The 16,254-nt window shown below is 69.0% G+C and carries 14 protein-coding genes; 9 read left to right on the top strand and 5 right to left on the bottom strand.

Annotation, left to right across the window (positions count from 1 at the left end):
• Positions 1 to 22: 22 nt before the first annotated feature.
• Both DFR72_RS35940 and fabF read left to right on the top strand, forming a co-directional pair.
• Positions 23 to 259, top strand: a complete 237-nt coding sequence (locus tag DFR72_RS35940) for an acyl carrier protein (RefSeq protein WP_030474507.1) — start codon at positions 23 to 25, stop codon at positions 257 to 259.
• Positions 256 to 1,491 (top strand): beta-ketoacyl-ACP synthase II, encoded by a 1,236-nt coding sequence (gene fabF, locus DFR72_RS35935; RefSeq protein WP_090070784.1) that lies wholly within the window; start codon positions 256 to 258, stop codon positions 1,489 to 1,491. Before DFR72_RS35940 ends, fabF begins: the two co-directional genes overlap by 4 nt.
• Before the next feature lie 1,245 nt (positions 1,492 to 2,736).
• Here the strand turns inward: fabF and DFR72_RS35930 are convergent.
• Positions 2,737 to 3,084: a hypothetical protein gene (locus DFR72_RS35930; protein ID WP_143086915.1), complete on the bottom strand. Its 348-nt coding sequence runs from the start codon at positions 3,082 to 3,084 to the stop codon at positions 2,737 to 2,739.
• An 828-nt stretch (positions 3,085 to 3,912) separates the two neighbouring features.
• Here DFR72_RS35930 and lanKC point away from each other — a divergent pair.
• The 4 genes from lanKC to DFR72_RS35910 all read left to right on the top strand — a co-directional run bounded on the left by lanKC (position 3,913) and on the right by DFR72_RS35910 (position 10,147).
• Positions 3,913 to 6,477, top strand: a complete 2,565-nt coding sequence (gene lanKC, locus DFR72_RS35925; protein ID WP_090070780.1) for a class III lanthionine synthetase LanKC — start codon at positions 3,913 to 3,915, stop codon at positions 6,475 to 6,477.
• Positions 6,478 to 6,505: 28 nt separating this feature from the next.
• On the top strand, positions 6,506 to 6,670 hold the full coding sequence (locus tag DFR72_RS35920) for a SapB/AmfS family lanthipeptide (protein WP_090058697.1): 165 nt from the start codon (positions 6,506 to 6,508) through the stop codon (positions 6,668 to 6,670).
• A gap of 142 nt (positions 6,671 to 6,812) precedes the next feature.
• Positions 6,813 to 8,429, top strand: a complete 1,617-nt coding sequence (locus DFR72_RS35915) for an ABC transporter ATP-binding protein (protein ID WP_090070778.1) — start codon at positions 6,813 to 6,815, stop codon at positions 8,427 to 8,429.
• Complete coding sequence (locus DFR72_RS35910) at positions 8,429 to 10,147, top strand: ABC transporter ATP-binding protein (protein WP_090070776.1); 1,719 nt, start codon at positions 8,429 to 8,431, stop codon at positions 10,145 to 10,147. The genes DFR72_RS35915 and DFR72_RS35910 overlap by 1 nt, the downstream gene beginning before the upstream one ends.
• 18 nt (positions 10,148 to 10,165) lie before the next feature.
• On the opposite strand, the gene DFR72_RS35905 is transcribed toward DFR72_RS35910, so the two are convergent.
• Positions 10,166 to 10,669 (bottom strand): DUF3145 domain-containing protein, encoded by a 504-nt coding sequence (locus DFR72_RS35905; RefSeq protein WP_030474501.1) that lies wholly within the window; start codon positions 10,667 to 10,669, stop codon positions 10,166 to 10,168.
• Between the two features lie 202 nt (positions 10,670 to 10,871).
• Positions 10,872 to 12,212 carry a S8 family serine peptidase gene (locus DFR72_RS35900; protein ID WP_090070773.1) on the bottom strand — a complete coding sequence of 447 codons (1,341 nt, stop codon included), beginning with the start codon at positions 12,210 to 12,212 and terminating at the stop codon, positions 10,872 to 10,874.
• Positions 12,213 to 12,355: 143 nt separating this feature from the next.
• Between DFR72_RS35900 and DFR72_RS35895 the strand changes: the two genes are divergently transcribed.
• The 3 genes from DFR72_RS35895 to DFR72_RS35885 are packed head-to-tail and all read left to right on the top strand — an operon-like array spanning position 12,356 to position 15,326.
• Positions 12,356 to 13,591: a hypothetical protein gene (locus tag DFR72_RS35895; RefSeq protein ID WP_090070770.1), complete on the top strand. Its 1,236-nt coding sequence runs from the start codon at positions 12,356 to 12,358 to the stop codon at positions 13,589 to 13,591.
• Positions 13,592 to 13,604: 13 nt separating this feature from the next.
• Entirely contained in the window at positions 13,605 to 13,964 is a 360-nt protein-coding gene (locus DFR72_RS35890) for a VOC family protein (protein ID WP_090070768.1), read from the top strand.
• Between the two features lie 21 nt (positions 13,965 to 13,985).
• Positions 13,986 to 15,326 carry a dihydrolipoyl dehydrogenase family protein gene (locus DFR72_RS35885; protein ID WP_090070767.1) on the top strand — a complete coding sequence of 447 codons (1,341 nt, stop codon included), beginning with the start codon at positions 13,986 to 13,988 and terminating at the stop codon, positions 15,324 to 15,326.
• Here the strand turns inward: DFR72_RS35885 and DFR72_RS35880 are convergent.
• Together DFR72_RS35880 and DFR72_RS35875 are read right to left on the bottom strand one after the other, a co-directional pair.
• Positions 15,314 to 15,979 (bottom strand): TetR/AcrR family transcriptional regulator, encoded by a 666-nt coding sequence (locus DFR72_RS35880; protein ID WP_245983777.1) that lies wholly within the window; start codon positions 15,977 to 15,979, stop codon positions 15,314 to 15,316. The genes DFR72_RS35885 and DFR72_RS35880 overlap by 13 nt on opposite strands.
• A 56-nt stretch (positions 15,980 to 16,035) precedes the next feature.
• Entirely contained in the window at positions 16,036 to 16,254 is a 219-nt protein-coding gene (locus DFR72_RS35875; protein WP_177224631.1) for a DUF6343 family protein, read from the bottom strand.

The following is a 16,254-nucleotide window of genomic DNA, read 5'->3' as shown; positions in this document are numbered from 1 at the left end:
TTTCAATCGAAAGGGAACTTCAGTGAGCGAGAACGTCCTGTCCGGCCTTGCCGAGATCGTCGAAGAGGTCGCCGGCGTTGCCGCCGACGACGTCACCGCTGACAAGTCCTTCGTGGACGACCTCGACATCGACTCGCTGTCGATGGTCGAGATCGCCGTCCAGGCTGAGGACAAGTTCGGCGTGAAGATCCCGGACGACGAGCTGGCCAACCTCAAGACCGTTGGTGACGCGGTGAACTACATCACCAGCAACAAGTGACTTCGGGCATCGAGGTCGTCATCACCGGGCTGGGTGCCACCACCCCGCTCGGTGGTGATGTCACGTCCACCTGGGACGCCCTTCTGGCCGGCAAGAGCGGGGTTCGCCCCATGACCCACGACTGGGTCGAGAAGTACGACCTGCCGGTCAAGATCGCGTCCCAGCTCGTGGTGGACCCGACCGAGGTGCTCCCCCGAGTAGAGGCACGCCGCCTGGACCGCTCTGAGCAGGTCGCCATCGTCGCGTCCCGCCAGGCGTGGTCCGACGCGGGCCACGACGACGACACCGTCGACCGCCAGCGCCTCGCCGTCATCATCGGCACGGGCATCGGCGGCGCGATCACCCTGCTGACCCAGGACGACATCCTGGAACAGCACGGTCTGCGCAAGGTGTCGCCGCTGACCGTCCCGATGCTGATGCCGAACGGCCCGGCCGCGCACGTGGGCCTGGAACTGAAGGCACAGGCGGGCGTGCACGCCCCGGTCTCCGCCTGCGCGTCAGGCGCGGAAGCCATCGCGTGGGCCTACCGCATGATCATGTCCGGCGAAGCCGACGTGGTCGTCGCAGGCGGCGCGGAAGCGTGCATCACGGCGATCCCGGTGGCGGGCTTCTCGCAGGCCCGCACCATGAGCACCCGCAACGACGAGCCGGAGAAGGCCTCGCGCCCGTTCGACACGGGCCGCGACGGTTTCGTCCTCGGCGAGGGCGCGGGCGTCATGGTCCTGGAACGCCGCGAGTTCGCGGAAGCCCGCGGCGCGAAGATCTACGGCCGCCTCGCGGGCATCGGCACCTCGGCCGACGGCTACCACATCACGGCCCCGGACCCCGAGGGCGTGGGCCAGTCACGAGCGATCGCCGCAGCCCTGCGCTCCGGCGGCATCGACCCGTCCGACGTGGGCCACGTGAACTGCCACGCAACGTCCACCCCGGTGGGCGACGTCGCGGAAACCGTGGCGATCCGCAAGGCGATCGGCGACCACCCGGTCCTGACCGCCCCGAAGGGCGCACTGGGCCACCTGCTGGGCGCAGCGGGAGCGGTCGAGGCGATCGTGACCGTCCTGTCCATCCGCGACGGCATCGTTCCCCAGACGCTCAACCTGGAGAACCTAGACCCGGCCGTCACGCTGGACGTGGTGGCAGGCGAACCACGCAAGATCAAGCTGGAAGCGGCGGTGAACGACTCGTTCGGGTTCGGCGGCCACAACGTGGCCCTGGCCTTCACCCCGGCCTAAGCACCACACAGCACCACCACAAGGCCCCGGCCCGCATCGCGGACCGGGGCCTTGTGCATGCCCGCCAACGATTCCGGCACGCTCGCGCAGGGGTCCCCTCGGGTTGAGGCTCCCCCGCGACCCAATCTAGCGAGCAGGTCTGACAGTCCAGCGACGAGGACGAGGCCGACGAGGACGAGGCACGGCGCGGGCAAAGGCTGGAAGGCCGGGCCGCGCACGAGGCGCGGGACTGGGCTGGAAGGCAAGGTCGAGGACGAAGCGCGGGCAGGGGCAGGGAGGCAGGGCCGCGAGTGCGGGTACGGCCGCGGGTGGGGTACGGCCGCGGAGAGGGCGGGGGGTGGGGGGCGACCGCAGAGGGTGCGGGGGGTGCGGTCGGGTGCGGTCGGGTGCGGTCGGCCGCAGAGCGTGCGGTCGGCCGCAGAGCGTGCGGGGGGCGGTCGGGTGCGGTCGGGTGCGGGGGGGGCGGCGAGGGTGAGGGAGGAACGAGGACGCGGGCTGGGCGAGGGTGGGCGTGACCGCTGGGGCACGACAGGCATGGCGCCAGGGCAGGACGAGGCACGGCTGCGCGAGGCCAGAGCTCGGCTGGCAGGACTCGGCCAGAGTTCGGTCTGGGACTGGGCGGGGGACTTCGGCGGACGAGGCGAGGCACCGCGAGCTAGGCCCGGGATCTGAGCCTGGGCCAGGGACTTGAGTCTGCGACTGGAACTTGGGCTGGCTGGCAACACCCGCGCTCTGATCACACAGACCGCACGCGACGCCGAAGGCGAGCCGCCTGATCGCACGCGACGCCGAAGGCGAGCCGCCTGATCGCACGCGACGCCGAAGGCGAGCCCACCTGATCGCACGCGACGCCGAAGGCGAGCCGTCTTTACCGCACGGTCTGGGTGGGGTGGTCCCGTCACGAGTCGCACCTCAGTCCTTGCTGCATCTGAAGAGGAGGGTCAAGTCGACACGCTTTTCGTCGACTTGACCCTCCTCTTCAGATGTGGCTCGCTCAGGTGCGGCTCGTGACGGGACCACCCCACCACCGCACCCCTCAAAGCAACGCAACTCCGCCCAAAGCAACAGGCGTGCCATCTACCCACGCGTGGCGCGGGCCGGTCTTCGATCAGATCGTGGGGGGTCTGGGGGGCGGAGTCCCCCAGGAAGCAGCGCAACCACACGCCAGCAACGCAACCACCGACACAAACCGCCAACGCCGAAGCCGAAGGCGAGGCGAGGCGAGGCGAGGCGAGGCGAGGCGAATCAGCACTTCTCCATCTGAGGGTTCCGGTTCTCCGGCGCCTCATCCACCTTCAACACCCCACCCTCCCAAACCAACACATAAACCACCCGCCACCGAATACACCCCTCAGGCAAGGCAGGCGGAGCCTTGGCAACGTCCTGAGTGGACACAAAGGAGATCAGAACCCGCAACCGCCGCCCCACGACATCGGACTCGACCCGCTGCACCACCACCCCGCCATCCCGGGTGGTCTCGTAGGCAGCAACCCACCCGACCTCAGGCGTGGAAGAAACCCGCCGAGCCGAAACCACCTCACGCCACCCGTCGAAGTCCAGCGAGTTGATCGAGTCGAAGTACCTCTGCAGCACACGCTGCACGGCAGTCCGATCGGGATGGGTGAACGAGTCCGGGCTCAACCGAACCTCAGAAGACCCGGGCAAGGGTCCAACGACAGACGAAGACGCAACGGCAGGCGCCCCACGAGCCTCGGCCGGGCGGGAGTACACGGTCCGTCCCACCATCCCGGCCGCCACCGCGGCACCGGTGATCACGACCACGGCCGGCACCAGCCAGCGGCTTGCCACGCTCCCCACGCGCGCAAGCCTAGCCGCACGACACGCGAGCAGTGGAGGGCCGCTCACAGAACGTGTCCCGTTACATCGAAACACAAAATTTCACTCGAACGATTACATCACACAAGAATTTGGCGACTTGGATGTAGCAAGACAATGTTTGCTACACAAAGGCGAGCGCCAATCTAATCCTATGAATGAGTGCCAATGGCGTATCCCATACCGCCATTCGGCCGTATCAAACACGCAATAGCAGCCAATTAAGGCTTCACTCGTAAAGAGCAACCGACACAGCGCGTACACGACGTTTGTGCCCTCCTAACTATACGTCGAGCTCCGCCTGGAATACCGCAGCTCAGAGGCGTACAAGATCAGGAACGTCTCAGTGCCGTTTAGCGGAACCGCTGCACATCCTCTCCCAGGCACATCCGAGCAAACATCTCAACCGGGTGAGATGGACCCAAACCTCATCACGGCAAGTCACATACGCACCGGTAACCAATGGTCTTTCGGACACGAACGGGCGACCCATATGACTCGAACGGCGGATTCCCCATAGCCGTGAGATTGTGCGGAAATATGCGGCGTCAAAGAAAACAAAAACGAGTCAGGGAGGGGAATTCGGTGGACCTCAGATACGAGGCGTACTGCTTCGCCGATCGGCAGTTCTACGATCTGCAGAGCAGCACCGAAAGCACTCCCAACGACGACTTTTCGGTCGAGCTCCCCGCGTTGCCGCCCGACTGGACGACGGTCGAGCGCAACGTGTGGCGGCACCACCACCCGGCCGGGGCGCAACTGCCCAACCAGGGGTGGAAGATCCACGTTTCCGCTGGGCTCGACAACGCCGGCGCGGTTCTCAAAGCCACTTTCGACTACTGCGTCGAGCGGCGAATTCCCTTCAAGTACCTGCAGACGATCTCGATCGTGCTGGCCAGGAACTCGAAGTACGCGCCCCGTGACGGCAGCGGCAAGCTGATCACGATCTACCCGAAGGACACCGAGCAGCTCGAGACCATCTGCACCGAACTGGCGCAGGTGCTCGACGGCGAGCACGGGGCCTACATCCTGAGCGACCTGCGCTTCGGCAAGGGGCCGCTGTACGTGCGCTACGGCGGGTTCGCCGAGCAGTGGCTCGAGGTCGACGGGCAGCAGGTGCTGGCGATCGCGGGTCCGGACGGCGAGCTCGTCGCGGACAAGCGCAAGCCGGTGTTCAGCCTGCCCGAGTGGATCGAGCTGCCGGCCTTCCTGAAGCCGCACCTGGCCGAGCGCAACGCCGGCGACGCGGACAAGTTCCCGTACCAGATCAAGAGTTCGCTGCACTTCTCCAACGGTGGCGGCGTCTACCTCGCGACTCGCAAGAGCGACGGCAAGGAGGTCGTGCTCAAGGAGGCACGGCCTCACGCCGGGCTCGACCGCGAGGGCCGTGACGCCGTGGCGCGGCTGGAGCTCGAGCACCAGATCCTCACGAAGCTGCACGGTGTCGACGGTGTTCCCGAGGTGTACGACCGCTTCACGGAGTGGGAGCACCTGTTCGTGGCCATGGAGTTCATGCCGGGGCGTTCGCTCGGGCAGTGGCTCGGCCACAACTACCCGCTGACGCACAGGGACACCACCGGCGAGCTCCTCGAGAACTACCGCGTCCGGGCCGAAGCGCTCATCGCCAAGGTCGAGGACCTGGTGGCGCGGGTGCACGAACGCGGTGTCGTGTTCGGCGACCTGCACACGATGAACATCCTGGTCGGCGAGGACGACGAGGTCTCGCTCATCGACTTCGAGCTGTCGTCGACGATCGAGGACGTGCACCGGCCGACGCTCGGCGCGCCGGGGTTCCAGGCGCCGAAGGACCGCGAGGGCTTCGACATCGACGCCTACCCCCTGGCCGCGCTCAAGCTGTGGATCTTCCTGCCGCTCAACGCGGTGCTGGAGCTCGCACCGGCCAAGCTGCGCCAGCACGTGCACGTCGTCGCGGAACGGTTCGGGCTGGGCGAGGACTACCAGCGGCAGATCCTCGACGTGCTCACGCCGCGCGTCGACCCGCCGGCCGATCCCGCGTTCACCGCGTTCGACGACGAGAACCCGGACTGGACGGTCGTGCGCAAGGAGATCGCCACGGCGATCCTGCACAGCGCGACCCCGCACCGGAAGGACCGCCTGTTCCCCGGCGACATCGAGCAGTTCGAGACCGGGGGCGCGGGCTTCGGCCACGGCGCCGCGGGCGTGCTGCACGCACTCGCGGAGAGCGGCGAGGGCCGTTACCCCGAACACGAGGACTGGCTGATCAGGTCGGTTCGCAACGACCCGCCGAAGCAACCCGGCTTCTACGTCGGCGCGCACGGCATCGCCCACGTGCTCGAGAACTTCGGTCACCACGACGTCGCCACCGAGCTCGTCGAGAGCTACGTCCCGCTCGTGCGCACCACGCAGGACCACGGGCTCAGCGCCGGCCTGTCCGGCATCGGCCTCAACCTGCTGCACTTCGCGGACTCGCGTGACGACCAGAACTTCGTCGCACAGGCCGAGGAACTGGCTGAACGGCTCGCGAAGCAGCTGGAGCAGGCGCCGCCGCCCGGTGACAAGGCGAAGGCCGGGCTGCTGCACGGCTGGTCGGGTCCCGCGTTGTTCTTCCTGCGCATGTTCGAGCAGACCGCGCAGCCGCGCTGGCTCGACCTGTCCGAACAGGCGCTCGAACGCGACCTGGCCGAGACGATGGTCGCGCTGGACGGATCGCTGCAGGTGCGCGACGGCACGTTCCGAAGCTTGCCGTACGTCGGCATCGGCGGCGCGGGAATCGCCTTGGTGCTCACGGAGTTCGCGAAGGTCGCGCCGGAACGTCCCTGCGTGGCGAAGCTTCCCGAGCTGCTCGGCGGCTGCACCGGCGAGTTCGTCATCCAGCCGGCGTTCACGCTGGGCAGGGCCGGACTGATGGCGACGCTGGCGCACGCGGCCAGGCACCGGCCGGACGAGCGTCTCGAACGCTCCGTGCGGCAGCACCTCAAGGCACTCGGCTGGCACGCGGTGCGCTACGGCGGAGGGCTCGCCTTCCCCGGTGTGCAGCTGCGCCGGCTCTCCATGGACCTCAACACCGGCGGCGCGGGCGTTCTGCTCGCCATCGCCTCCACTGTGGACGAACGTCCACCACTCCCCTTCCTCGGAAGGGCCCAGGCCCCGGTCCTCTCGGACCGGTAGCAAGATCCCTCGAAATTAGGAGACAGTCATGGGCTTCATCCTCGACATGCAGGACCTCGAGACCCCCGAGGCGCCGAGCAACGCGATGGCGTCGGGCCACGGCGGCGGCGGTGGCGGCGGCTCCACGACCGCGTCCAACGCGTCGCTGCTGCTGCCGTGCTCGCACAGCACCGTCAGCCTGCTCGCCTGCTGATTGCGCCTCAACTGAAACACCGCGGTGAGTGAGCGGCATAGGCGAAGTATGCCGCTCACCCTCCGACTGCAGGGCCCGGCAGCCGGCCAGCTGTCGGGCCCTGCCTCATGATGCGCCCTCGTGACCCCCGGAGGAACAGGCGATGGCCAAACCCGGTGACGCCCTGCTGTTCTCCGTCGTCCGCCGCGACCACCGCCCGTGGTTGCTGATGCTCAACGCCGCGGTCGCCACGACCGGTGGCCTGCTGCTCCCGGCCGCACTCGCCGATGCCGTCGACATGGCGCTGAGCGGCACGTTCGTGCTGTTCACCGTGGTGTGGCTGCTCGTGCTGGCGGCGACCGAGATCATCGGGGACGCGATCGGCATCGTGCTCGCCGCGAGCACCACGAGCCGTGCCACGGCGTGGTTGCGGCGCAAGCTCTCCAGAAAGCTGCTCGAACTCGGTCACCCCTCCCCCTTCGCCGCCGGGGACGCGGTGAGCCGCGTGACGGGTGACTGCGGCAACGCGGGCGGGATCGCGGTCACGCTGATCACGCTGGTCGTCACCGCCGTGTCCTCGGCGGGCGCCGTCGTCGCGCTCGCGTTGCTGGACTGGCGGCTCGCGGCGGTGTTCGTGCTGAGCGTCCCGCTGGCGGGCCTGCTGATCCGCACCCACATGCGCATGACCGCCGACGACGTGCTGACCTACCAGGAAGTGTCCGGTGAGGTGTCCGCGCGGCTGCTCGACTCGGTGTCCGGTCTGCGCACGATCGCGTCCGCCGGCATCGCCGACCGCGAGACGGACCGCGTGCTGGAGCCGCTGCCCCGGCTCGCCGCGGCCGGCGCCGGCATGTGGCGCACCCAGGCGAGGATGATGTGGCGAGCCGGGCTGTTGCTGCCCGCCGTCGAGGTCGCGGTGCTCACCGCCGCCGGTTTCGGTGTGATGGAAGGCAGGCTGAGCACCGGTGACGTGCTCGCCGCCCTCGGCTACTCGGCGCTCGGCATGGGCATCGTCGGCCAGATGACCCAGCTGACCGTCCTCGAACGGACCCGCGCGTCCGCTTCCAGGATCGTCGAGGTCCTCGACACCGAAGCACCGGAACGCCCTGCTCCCAAGCGGTCCAACGGCGTCATCGAACTGCGGGGCGTCAGCGTCGGCGAAGCGTTGCGCGACGTGGACCTGATGATCCCGGCCGGCACGTTCGCCGCGATCGTCGGCAGCTCCGGCGCGGGCAAGTCGACGCTGGCGGCGGTGCTCGGCGGACTGTCCGCTGTGGACGCGGGCGAGGTGACCGGCCACGACTCGGTCGGGTACGCGTTCGAACGCCCGGCGTTGCTGGGCACCACGATCGGCCGTTCGATCGGCTATGGAACGGACGCGGACGAGGTCCAGGTCAGGGACGCGGCGGTTGCCGCCCAGGTCCACGACGTGCTGATCCGTCTCCCGCGGGGTTATGAGACACCGGTGGCCGACGCCCCGCTGTCCGGCGGTGAGGCGCAACGGATCGGCCTCGCCCGCGCGATCATCCGGGATCCCGACGTGCTCGTGCTCGACGACGCCATGGCGAGTCTGGACACCGTGACCGAGGCCGAAGTGGACAAGGCGCTCACCACGGCACTGCCCGGCCGGACCCGCGTCGTCGTGACGCACCGCGCGGCGACGGCCGCGAGAGCGGACCTCGTGGTGTGGCTGGAAGACGGCCGCGTCAGGGGCACCGCCACCCACCAGGAGCTGTGGACCAACGCGGACTACCGAGCCGTGTTCACCGGAGGCGAGTGATGCGTTTCTACCTCTCGACGCTGGCGGGACATCGCAGAGGCGTCCTGGTCCTGCTCGGCTGGTCCCTGCTCGAGGGCATTCCCGCGTTCTTCGGCGGCAGGTTCGTCGGCACCGCCGTCGACAAGGGCTTCGCGGCGGGCGATCCGCTGGCCGGCGTGCTGTGGCTGCTCGCGTTCGCCGCTCTCGCGGTGGTGGGCGCTCTGGGCCAGCGGCAGGTGTTCGCCCGGCTCGGCTCCGTCGTCGAACCGATGCGCGACGCCCTGGTCGCCCGGGTCGTGAACGGCGTGCTGAACGACCCGTCGCACCGCCGCACACCGGACGCCAGCGCGGTGGCCATGATCACCCGGCACGTCGAGGTGGTCCGCGACGCCACCGCGGGCGTGCTGGTGCAGGCCCGTGCCCTCCTGGTCACGACGCTCGCCGCGCTCATCGGTGTCGCGACCACGGCCTCCGCGCTGATCTGGCTGGTAGTGCTCCCGATCGTGGCCGCGTTGGTGCTCTTCGGACTGATGCTCCCGTCGCTCGCCAAACGGCAACGCGACGCCGTGATGGCGGACGAACACACCGCGGAGGCGTCCGGGTCGGTGCTGACCGGCCTGCGTGACGTCGCCGCCTGCGACGCGGCCGCCGAGGCGTACGGGGACGTCGCGAAGCAGATCGACCTGCAGGCCAAGGCCACGATCACCGTCGCGTGGGCGAACTCGTTGCGCGCCACGGTGATCGCTCTGGGAGGCTTCGCGCCGATCGCCCTGCTGGTCGCGTTCGCTCCCCCGCTCGTCGCGTCCGGGCAGCTCACGACGGGTGCGGTCCTGGCGGCCGTCGTCTACCTGACCAACAGCGTGAACCCCGCGCTGCACGGCCTGGCGCGCACCACCAGCACTGTCGTGATGCGGCTGATGGTCGCGCTCAAACGACTTCAGGAAGCGGCGCCGCCCGCCGACCGGGACGTGGGCACCGAGACCCCGTCCAACGGGGAGTTCGTGCTGCGGGACGTCACGTTCAGCTGGAGCCCGGACGCGGAACCGGTGGTGCGCGGCCTGTCGCTCGACCTGCGTCCCGGCGACCACCTGGCCGTGGTCGGCCCGTCCGGCATCGGCAAGTCCACAATGGCCAGTCTGCTCACCGGCCTGATGGCACCGGACAACGGCACCGTCCTCTTCGGCGGGGCGCCCGTCGACCGGGTGACGCCGGCGGTCCGGCACCACGCGATCGCACTGATCCCGCAGGAGACTTACCTGTTCACCGGCACCGTGCGGGAAAATCTCACGCTTCTCGCGCCGTGGGCGACCGACGAGGACCTCGTCGAAGCCGCGAAAAGGGTTGGTGCCAAACCACTTCTGGACCGCCTCGGCGGGCTGGACGCGGCGCTCGGTCACGGCGGCGAAGGACTTTCCGCTGGTGAGGCGCAGCTCCTGGCGCTCGCGCGGGTCTACGTCACGTCCGCGAGCGTCGTCATCCTCGACGAGGCGACCTCACATCTCGATCCCGCCGCCGAGGCCCGGGTCGAACGGGCTTTCGCGCGCCGGAACGGAATTCTCGTGGTGATCGCGCACCGGCTGAGCTCGGCTCTGCGAGCGAACCGGGTGCTGGTCATGGACGGCGGCAGGCCGTTGCTCGGCACGCACGAGCACCTGCTCAAGACCTCCGCGCTCTACGGGCAGCTCATGCTGGCCTGGGACCCAACGCACCGAGAAGAAACCCCGCTGCCCAAACGGTGAGCGGGGTCCACTCAGGACTCATCCGACGCGGTGCAGCCACGTCACCGGGGCGCCGTCGCCCGCGCGGCGGAACGGTTCCAGCGCGTCGTCCCACGCGGCACCGAGCAGTTCGTCGACGCCGTGCGCGAAGGACTCACCGCCACGAGCACGCACCGCGAGTGAACGCAGCTGGTCCTCGTTGACGACGATGTCGCCGTTGGCCGAGGTTCTGGCGTGCCAGAGCCCCAGAACGGGCGCGAAGCAGAAACGCTCGCCGTCCTGACCTGAGGACGGTTCTTCGGTCACCTCGAACCGGAGCATGGGCCACGCGCGCAGCGCAGCCACGAGTTTGGCGCCGGTGCCGGCGTCTCCGGTCCATGCGCATTCGGCGCGCAACTGGCCTGGTGCCGCTGGTTGCGCTGCCCACCTGAGGTCTACCCGGACACCGAGGGTGCCCGAGATCGCCCACTCGACGTGCGGACAGACCGCAGACGGCGACGAGTGGACGTAAACCACGCCACTGGTGCTGCCACGGGTGCTCACTGCTGACCTCCGCTACTCGACGAGGGACGTCTTCCCCTACGCCTGCGCCGAGTGTGAGGTGATCACCGCGAAAACCCGTTCGCTGCATTCTGCCTCGACTTGAGGCCTGTCCGCCATAAGAACCAGCTCGATCATCACCCGACCGGGGCAGATACAGGTCTTAAGTCCCGATCTCCCCGGCCGAGCGATGCCTGATCGTGATCTACAGAGCGTTTACCGCGGCAACCACGTCGACCAGACCTGTGCCCTTGTCGAACGACGAGGTGTAAGGGCCCGCGGGCCCGTAGCCGGTGCCGTACTTGTGGGCGGTCGACTTCAGCGCCCGCTCGATGTCGGCGGGGGTCGCGGAAGGCTTGGCCTGGAACAGCTGTGCGACGATCCCGGCGATGTGCGGTGCCGCCATCGACGTGCCGCTGATCGTGTTGAACGTGCCGAGGTCGAGCAGTCCCGGCCCGTTCTGCGGCTTCAGGCCGGTCGCGCAGATCGGCAGGTGGAGCCGGCAGGACGAGGCGATGTTCTCCCCCGGAGCCGAGATGTCCGGCCAGGTCGCGGCGTCCGTGGCGAGCCCGCGCGACGAGAAGTCGGACACGGCGCCGTCGCGGGTACCGGTCTCCTGGTCGTTGTAGGACGCGACCGAGATCACGCCGGGGGTCGGGTCGACGCCGGGCGGGTTGGACAGGTTCGCTGAACCATCGCCGCCGTCGTTGCCGTTCGCCCACACCACGACGACGCCTTCGGCCACCAGCTGCCGCTGCAGCTTGACGGTCACCGACTCGGGGTCGAACGCCCCGCCGCCGGACGGACCATAGGAGTTGTTGATCACCTTGATCGGCGGGCAGGCCGAGGCGGGCACGCCGGCGCCGCAGGGGGCCCGGTGGTTCTCCAGCACCCAGTTCAGCGCCGCGTCGGCACCGAGGATGAGGATCGCCGCGCCGGTCGAGATCACGACGCCCTTCGCGCCCGGCGCCGCGCCGCGGATCACCGGTCCGCCGGTGGTCTGCACGTCGCCGCCGATCGCGATGCCGGTGACGTGCGTGCCGTGGCCGCCCAGCGACGTCGTGTCGGTGTCGAGGAAGTTCGGCACCGGCACGATGCAGTTCGTCTGCGTCGAGCCGTCCAGGCACAGGCTCTTCAGGTTGCGGACGATCCGGCCGCCGAACGACGGGTGCGTCGGGTCCACACCCGAGTCGATCACCGCGACCGACACGCCCGCGCCGGTGAGCCCGAGGCTGTTGCGGGCGTCCAGGCCGCGGGTGGCGGTGTGCGAGGTCGAACCGAGGAACCTGATCGGTTTCTGGACCTCGACGCGCGTCACACCCGCCCTGGTCCTCGCGGAGGAGATCTGCGCGGAGTCGCCCCGCGCGGCTACGACGCCGATCTTGCGGAAGCTCGTGAGCTTCCGCAGACCGGCTGCCTCGACAGCCTGTTCCGCGGCGGCGATGTCGGCTCCGTGGACGTAGACCGTGGAGGCCGGAGCGGCCGTCGCGACAGGGGATGCGACGGCCACCAGCAGTACGGCGAGCGATGCAGCGCGTTTGTACATGGACCCTCCGTGAACATTGGCAGGCAATCCATCTAACGAGTGATCCACTTATCGGTGACGGCCATCACCGAATGTCTCGACCGAGTGCGTTTGGCCGACCCCGGACGGCTACGGTGTCCCCCCGTGCGGAAAGGTAGGGACTCGTGCGGCTGATCCGTCTGGGCGCTGAACCCTCGGCCATTGGGGCGGACGTCCGTGCCGCCCTCACGGCGTGGGGCGTCGGCACCGAGGTTCTGGGTGGTATCGCGCTGATCGGCGTGCAACCGCCTGACTGCCCCATACCGCTGGACGCGATCGTCGTGCTGCCCAAGGGCGTTCTCGTGATCGTCGGCGTCGACCTGCCCGATCCGGGGATGAAGCTCGAGGCGCCGCTCGGCGGCCAGTGGAAGATCGACGGCTGGCCGCTCGTCGCCAAGGACGGCACGGCGAACCCGGCGACCGAGGCCGTGGCGGCGGCGACCGCGGTGGCGCAGCGGATCCAGGCGATGCGCGCGGAACCGCTCCCGGTCAGCACGGTCGTGGCGGTCGGCCCGTTCGTGAGCCAGGTCGTGCAGCCGACGGTCGACCTCAACCGCGGCGTGCGGGTGCTGCACCCCAAACCGTCCACTGTGCTCAGTGCGGCCCGTGAGCTCGCGACGTCCACGGTCCCCTGCACGGCGGACCACGCGGCGAAGCTCTTCGCGATCCTGCAGAACACCGGCTCGCCGCCGGACGCGAAGGCGTTCATCGCGGAGGGTTTCAGCGACGCCGTCTCCCCCGACCTCGCGGCCGCCAGCACGATGCTGATCCCCAAGGCCCAGCTGCTGCAGGTGATCGGCCGCAAGCGCTTGCCCAGCAAGCTGACCTGGCCTTACCTCGCGGGAGCCGCACTGCTCGCGCTGATCCTCGTGGTGTGGCTCGTGGTGGCGTTGCCCGGCGACGACAAGCCGGCCGACGCGACGCCCGCGCCGACCTCCACCCAGCCGACGTCGGTGGTCGTGGACGGCACGACGTTCGTGCCGAAGGAGATGAAGAAGGACCAGGAGTGCCAGGCGCAGGCGTTCGGCGACGTGAAGGCGTGGCTGATCGCGAACGACTGCGGAGTGCTGCTGCGCGCCACCTACGAGACGACGCTGAAGGGCAAGCCGGTCACGGTGCTGGTGGCGGACATGGACCTGTACGACGCCCCGAGCGCGAAGGCGTTGCACGCGGTCGTCGCGCTGCCGGGGTCCGGCGGTGTGCACGGCCTGGACGGCAAACCGCTGGAGAGCGCGGCGTTCGCGAACGGCACCAAGGGCAGCCACGTGACGCTGGCGTTCGCGGTGTGGTCCGGCGGTGCGGGCGACCCGTCGCTCGACCCGATCGCCAAGCAGGCGTTGCGGCTGCCCGCCACCCGGTAGCAAGGTGGAGGGCATGGTCGGACAACTTCGTTCTGTCGTACTCGACTGCCCGAACCCCTCCGAGCTCGCGTCGTTCTACGAGGAGTTGCTCGGCGCCGAGCGCCTGGCCGGCGGTGACGACACCTGGGTCGTGATCGTCGCGAACGGCACGCGGGTCGCGTTCCAGCTCGCCCCCGAGTACCAGCCACCCGTGTTCCCCGATCCGCACGGCTCGCAGCAGTTCCACCTCGACGTGCTGGTCGAGGACATCGAGGAGGCCGAGCCGAAGGTGCTGGCCCTCGGTGCCCGGCTGGTGCAGAAGGACAACGACGACACGTTCCGGGTCTACGCGGACCCGGTGGGGCACCCCTTCTGCCTCGTGTGGCTTTCTTGATCCAGGCCTACTGTGGGCCGCATGGATTTCGACGTCATCGTCATCGGTGGTGGCCCCGTAGGTGAGAACGTGGCCTGGCGGACGGCCGCGGGTGGCCTGTCCACCGCCATGATCGAGAAGGAGCTGGTCGGCGGCGAGTGCTCGTACTGGGCGTGCATGCCTTCCAAGGCGTTGCTGCGACCCGGTCACGCGCTCGCGGCCGCCCGGCGCGTGCAGGGCGTGAACGCGGGTTCGCTGGACGCGAAGGAGGTGCTCGCGCGGCGCACCGGCTTCACCTCCAACTGGGACGACGCCGGCCAGGTCAAGTGGGCCGAGTCGGAGAACATCCACGTCATCCGCGGCGACGGTGAGGTCACCGGCGAGCGCGAGGTCACCGTGGGCGGCGAGGTGCACCGCGCCCGCCAGGCCGTCGTGGTGTGCACCGGCAGCGTGCCGAAGATGCCGCCGCTGGAAGGCCTCGCCGACACTCCCGTGTGGACCTCGCGCGAAGCCACGTCGGCACGGGAGGTGCCGGAGTCGCTCGTCGTGCTCGGCGGTGGCGTCGTCGGTGTCGAGATGGCGCAGGCGTGGGCCCGGCTGGGCGCGCAGGTGAAGCTGGTGGTGTCGGGTGACCGGCCGCTGCCGAAGTTCGAGGAGTTCGTCGGCCCGCTGGTCGTGGAGGGCCTGCGGGAGGACGGCGTCGAGGTGCTGCTCAACGGGCGCGCCTCGTCGATCAAGCCGGGTGAGCTGACGTTGCAGGACGGCCGGGTCGTGCGCGGCTCGGAGATCCTCGTCGCCACCGGGCGGGTGCCCGCGACCAAGGACGGCAAGCCGCTGACCATCGACGACTCCGGCCTGGTGTCCGGTGTGGACGGACGCTGGCTGTACGCGGCCGGTGACGTCACGGGCCGGGCGTTGCTGACGCACCAGGGCAAGTACCAGGCCAGGGCGGCCGGCACGGCGATCCTGGAGCGGTCCCGCGGGTTCGAGCCGAAGCAGTGGTCGGCCGGGCAGGCGTGGGCGGACCACGTGGCGGTGCCGCAGGTCGTGTTCACCGACCCCGAGGTGGCGTTCGTCGGGCACACCGCGGCGGAGGCACGGGCTGCGGGGCGTGACGTCAAGGTCGTCGACCTGGACATCGCGGTCGCCGGGTCGTCGCTGCACGCGGACGGGTACAAGGGCAAGGCGCGGATGGTCGTGGACGAGCGCACGCGGACGCTGGTAGGCGTCACGTTCGTCGGTCAGGACGTCGCCGAGCTGCTGCACTCGGCCACCGTCGCGATCGTCGGAGAGGTCACCGTGGACCGGTTGTGGCACGCGGTGCCCTCGTACCCGACGATCAGCGAGGTCTGGCTGCGGCTGCTCGAGTCCTACGGGCTCTGAACCGGGTCCTGAGGTCGTTCCAGCACGGATCCGAGCATGCTGGTGAGCAGCTCGTTCGCCGTGCCGACCACGTACGCGCGGTCGTCCTCGCCGACTCGTTCGGCGAGCTTGAACAGCGCGTCCGCGGTCTGCACGGCGATCCGGAACGTCAGCATCACCGGGGCGTCGCCGTGGGCGCCGAACCGGTCGACGAACATCTCCGCCAGCCGTTCGGCCATCAGCTCGTACTGGTCGACGCTGGAGTCGAGGCGGTGGCTGTCCAGCATGTCGCTGAACCGCACCCGCCCGAAGCCGGGCACCTCGTGCAGCATCCGCATGTACACCGCGACGACCTGCGTCATGGCCTCGCGCCACGTGTCCGCGATCAGATCCGCGGTGAACAACTCCTCCACCTCGCGGAGATAGGTCTCCATACCGCGAAGCGCGAGGGTGTGCACAACGGATCTTTTGTCGGGGAAGTACTGATAGAAGGAACCAATGGGCACTCCGGCCACATCGACGATGCGAGCCGTGGTGATGTCGTCGTAGTCGTATTCGTTCAGCAGGTCCGCGCAAGCGTCCAGGATCGCGGAAACGGTTGCCGCGCCGCGCTGTTGCACAGGCTGCCGACGCATCACCCTGGCTAACCTGACTTTTGCCGGATCTTCATGCACGCCGACATCTTTATCCATAACAGCGCTCAAGCCCAAGCACAGGTTCCCGACAGGTTTCAGCCCGGGTCTCCGCGACGTTTGCGATGAACCACCCAGCCGAAGTCGACGAGACATACGACGGCGAGTAGCAAAAGCACGACACCTAGCCAAACGAAGTCGGCTCGCAGCGCCAGCCACCCGGCCACCGAGTTGAAGACCAGGCCGAATCCGGCCAGCCACAACCGCAGGGTCAGCGCACTGCGCGGAGGCGCAGGGGGTGGCAGGTAGTCGCTCAC

The sequence above is a fragment of the Lentzea flaviverrucosa genome (genome assembly GCF_003350445.1).
Classification (GTDB): Bacteria; Actinomycetota; Actinomycetes; order Mycobacteriales; family Pseudonocardiaceae; genus Lentzea; species Lentzea californiensis.
This window is presented reverse-complemented; position numbering and strand designations above follow the sequence as displayed.

Coding starts and splice junctions, on each gene's coding strand:
- DFR72_RS35915 (WP_090070778.1), top strand. CDS start 6,813: ATGGCCAAACCCGGTGACGCCCTGCTGTTCTCCGTCGTCCGCCGCGAC.
- DFR72_RS35920 (WP_090058697.1), top strand. CDS start 6,506: ATGGGCTTCATCCTCGACATGCAGGACCTCGAGACCCCCGAGGCGCCG.
- DFR72_RS35885 (WP_090070767.1), top strand. CDS start 13,986: ATGGATTTCGACGTCATCGTCATCGGTGGTGGCCCCGTAGGTGAGAAC.
- DFR72_RS35910 (WP_090070776.1), top strand. CDS start 8,429: ATGCGTTTCTACCTCTCGACGCTGGCGGGACATCGCAGAGGCGTCCTG.
- DFR72_RS35900 (WP_090070773.1), bottom strand. CDS start 12,212: ATGTACAAACGCGCTGCATCGCTCGCCGTACTGCTGGTGGCCGTCGCA.
- DFR72_RS35890 (WP_090070768.1), top strand. CDS start 13,605: ATGGTCGGACAACTTCGTTCTGTCGTACTCGACTGCCCGAACCCCTCC.